Consider the following 3,758-nt stretch of genomic DNA (forward strand, 5'->3'; position numbering starts at 1 on the left):
GTCAGGCATAAAAAACCCGCCTGGTAAACCGGGCGGGCCTTGTTCATCGAGATCAAATCACTTTCCCTGCACTTGATCAGTGCAGTTTTTACGCACTGCGCCGAGGCCTAGCAGCAGACTTGTCCATTGGCACCACATTGGATTTAGGGTTAGTGACAGCAGCACTGATGCCGTTAATAGTATCCAAGGCTTGGCGGGTTGCGTTTTCGGCACTGTTGCGGATAACCGTTTCTACACCACCAGCCAGGCGGAGACGATACTCGCGAGCTGCCGCACCATATAGCATCTGAGTGCCATCCCAAATAGGTGAACACCATGAATCTTTCATCGAGAATCCCCCTCTTTTTGAGCAAAGCGACTGCCTCGCTACGTCAACCCAAGTTTAGGCGTTCAGAGGACTGTCTACCAGCAACAGAATTGCAAGCCTAAAGGACACGGAAAATAGTTGTTCTACCCAATGGGCTACGTGTCTCCATCCAGCACCGCTTTTAGCTGCGCCATCCGCTTGGGCCCAAGCCCTTTAATGGCAATAAGTTCACTCTCGGGTGCCTAACAATTACTGAAAATGACACCTACGTTTATAAGCCCAAAAAAAAACCGACCTGTGCAAGGCCGGTTTTTGTTTTTAGGTGCCTGGTAATTAACCAACGGCACCTTATTAAGTTTTCTTTATTTATGATTATTTAGAACCGATATTTCATCAGAAAATCTTGGGGTGGTAAGTTGGCCGCTGGGCCTGTTATTGCGTTGATATGTGCCTCTTAATCAAGGTGCCCTTTTGAACTTACCCTAAAGGCCACGAAATCTTCACGTGTAGCCTCCCGGACGCTATCCCTAGGGCCAATCGATACCGATCCATTTTTCCAGTCATGGCCGCCTTTCAGCACTAAGCCGTGAAGTACCATCATTAACTGACGGTCCGGCCCCAGGAAGTAGCCAAGCGTGTGTTCATTGAGCACCACGTACTTGACGTCATTGTTTACGATCGTGCCTCTATCCGGATGTACCGGCGATTCTGACCTATACATGCATGAGCCTCTGTCTTCTTAAGCAGCTGGTCAGCACCTTCAGGGTGCTGACCCAGTCTGTTTATAGTCCCTAAGCTTAACGAGCAAGTGTCATGTGGAGCGTAAGCGCGCGTAAGTGCAACTCGCTCCCCTTACTTGCCTGCAAGTAAATATGCTTCAGTGCCGACGCGTCATCCGCGAAGATACAAAGCTCATCCTCTCTCTCTATGCTCCAGATTGTGAATCCAAATTCAGTACCATCGCTGGCAAAAAGATTCCATCCCTCACTGCGCGCTTTGGCTGAATCCATCTTGCTCCACGCGCTTTCTGAGCTTGATGCACTCAACTGAGTTGACAAGAGTTGCTCTACTGGATTTTGTTTTAACCGCTCCATTTCATCGATTTCAGCTTTGCAATAGCCGTCTTGAGCTGCATGCGTTGGACTGTAGTGCTCCAGGTCCCTCTTGCCGAGGCCCAGCAGCAGAACAATATCGTTCCATTGCTGCGAGGGTAAACTAACCGTGATGTACGTCTTTAGCTGCTCACTTTCTCTGACGATGGTATCAAAGTCGATACCATCGTCCGGTGACCAGACAGATGTCACACCACTGTTTGGCTCATACGCATCTACCTGCATCTCGCGGAATTCAACAACCGTTCCCTGATACTTGCATTCGCTACAGGTGATCAAGGACGTGTCGTCGAATTCTAAGCCAGTGGATTCGTCAACCTCGTCATCCAAAGTTGCTAAGGCTCGTGACACAGTTTGGACGCGAGATTTATATCCACAATGCTGACATGCGATACCTGCCAGGCAGTTGGTGTTGGGGGTCTCAGAAGACATGGAATTTCTCCGTTATAAAAGCTCAGTCCCCGCTAATCCCTGGATTACGAGCGACGTGTGCAAGTTATAAGCGCTCAACGGAGCGCTGTTGAAAGGCCCTAGTCCTATTGGGCAAGGGTAATCGTTTGGAAGTGCCTAGAACGCATGGAGCAAGTGCCGTAAGCGCTGAGGGCACAATATGCCAGGCGGGCGTCGTCGCCCCTAGAGGCTAGAGCACGTGGCTGGTTTAGTGAGTCGCTCAGATGAGCCTTAAAAATGCCGAGGTTCCGGCGTATTAGCATTGCGATGGGACCAAGAACCGCTGATGACCGCTATAGAGAGCCAGCATTGGCGTCCGATGCCTTCAGTGACGCTGCATGGCTTCTTGCCAGGATGGGATCGTCGATTAAAAGCTGCTTAGCAACCTTCTCTCTCAGTTCATCCATTTTTTGGTCAAAAATACCATCAGTTCCATTCTGAACCGCCTTCTGACGTGCGCATTCGTAACCTAGCAGTCCGAACGGGAAATGCTCCATGATGGCCATTTCAGTCGCTAACGTAAGGTCATTCTTCCATTGCTCACGCAAGCAAGAGTCTTCACCACCAATTTCGATTTGGCTTTGAAGCCGGCCGCTACGCGATTGTATTAATTCTTTCATGTTAACTCCTTGGATAGGAAAATTACCCACGCGTAACCCGGACCACGGGGACCGAGTTCGATGGATAAAGAGGTGGATCGCTCAGATGAGCATTTGAAATGCTGGCGCTCAGTGCCGGCAGAGATGCATAAGCGACGAGTGTCGACTACTGCAGGGTAGAATGCTGCTTTCATAGAGAGGCCAGCTACCTCTATCGCTCCCAAGAGGGAGAGAACTTTGCTTTCCGATATAAGCTTGTTCTGCACTCACATTGGAAAGCCCCCTGTGATAGGGAGCTTCATAAATTAGCATTTAACAATTTTTAAAAAAAGCTATCAGCGTTACTGCTTATTCTTCGAGTTCATGAACAGCTCTGCCAGTTTGAGCCACAATGAGCATAATCTCCCCCATTGTGTCCGCTCCCCATTGCTTACCGCTCATGACCTTTGCAATTGCATCTAATGCTTGCCCATCAGTGGCCGTCGCAGGCACACCTACCCCTTTTTCAAGTAAGAGTGCCTTGGAGGCATTGGTTATCTCTTCATCCTCCGGTAAGCGATGGTTTTCTACCATGAAGGTCATAATCCACTTGCCCATCGGTTCTGCCAATGAGCATTCCAGGTTACCGTCGAATTGCTCAACGGTTGTCAGCTCATGGAAGACTTCGTGCACTATGGCCGCCGCTTCACAGAGAAACTGCATTAGCTCGATCTCGTGTAACCCTAGTTGTAGATACGAAATTTTCGAAGCATCGTTGAATGCTTTCGACTGCCTCGCGCCTAGTGCCAAATACACAAGCGTTGTTGGTTTTACTGTATTCATGAGTAATCTCCTCATCAGAACCTGATAAACGCCTTACCAGTGGAGAGGCGCCAGCAGGGCAGTTTCATTTAAGATTTCGTGCACTACGGTAGTTGTAAAAGAAAAGCACCTGCAAACGCAGGTGCTTTCTGGTCAACCATTCTGGATCGATCAATTCCGGATCGGTGAAAACGCCTGCTCAAATTTCACAGAGTCAACGCCGTTTACCGGATTTTACGCCTTCTTTAGCTTTCCCCTATGCTGGCCATCCTTCTGGCGAGCCCATAGGAATAATAACGTGGATACAACCAGTGTTGCGGCAATAATGGCACCAATTCCATAGGAAACAGACATTATGTTAGTCCTCTTCTTCAGATTGTAACGTCTTCACTATAGCAAGCAGTTTTACAGCCAACCATCCGAAAAGGATAGAAGCTGGTAGCGTGATCACCACGACAAGAGCAGACGTTCCACTACCAATGGCCAATA

5 protein-coding genes are annotated in these 3,758 nt (G+C 48.9%); all 5 read right to left on the bottom strand.

The genetic code is table 11. From position 1 onward, the window contains the following. Positions 1–88: 88 nt before the first annotated feature. Positions 89–328 carry a hypothetical protein gene (locus ACT3R4_RS18195; RefSeq protein ID WP_193057270.1) on the bottom strand — a complete coding sequence of 80 codons (240 nt, stop codon included), beginning with the start codon at positions 326–328 and terminating at the stop codon, positions 89–91. A 433-nt stretch (positions 329–761) separates the two neighbouring features. Then, positions 762–1,028 (bottom strand): hypothetical protein, encoded by a 267-nt coding sequence (locus tag ACT3R4_RS18200; protein WP_193057269.1) that lies wholly within the window; start codon positions 1,026–1,028, stop codon positions 762–764. A gap of 76 nt (positions 1,029–1,104) precedes the next feature. Then, positions 1,105–1,851 (bottom strand): hypothetical protein, encoded by a 747-nt coding sequence (locus ACT3R4_RS18205; protein WP_193057268.1) that lies wholly within the window; start codon positions 1,849–1,851, stop codon positions 1,105–1,107. Positions 1,852–2,162: 311 nt separating this feature from the next. After that, positions 2,163–2,489 carry a hypothetical protein gene (locus ACT3R4_RS18210; protein WP_193057267.1) on the bottom strand — a complete coding sequence of 109 codons (327 nt, stop codon included), beginning with the start codon at positions 2,487–2,489 and terminating at the stop codon, positions 2,163–2,165. Positions 2,490–2,816: 327 nt separating this feature from the next. Then, positions 2,817–3,290, bottom strand: coding sequence for a hypothetical protein (locus ACT3R4_RS18215; protein WP_193057266.1), 474 nt, complete (start codon positions 3,288–3,290; stop codon positions 2,817–2,819). Between the last annotated feature and the right edge of the window lie 468 nt (positions 3,291–3,758).

Source organism: Halomonas sp. AOP7-E1-9 (assembly GCF_052376035.1).
Classification (GTDB): Bacteria; Pseudomonadota; Gammaproteobacteria; order Pseudomonadales; family Halomonadaceae; genus Vreelandella; species Vreelandella citrativorans.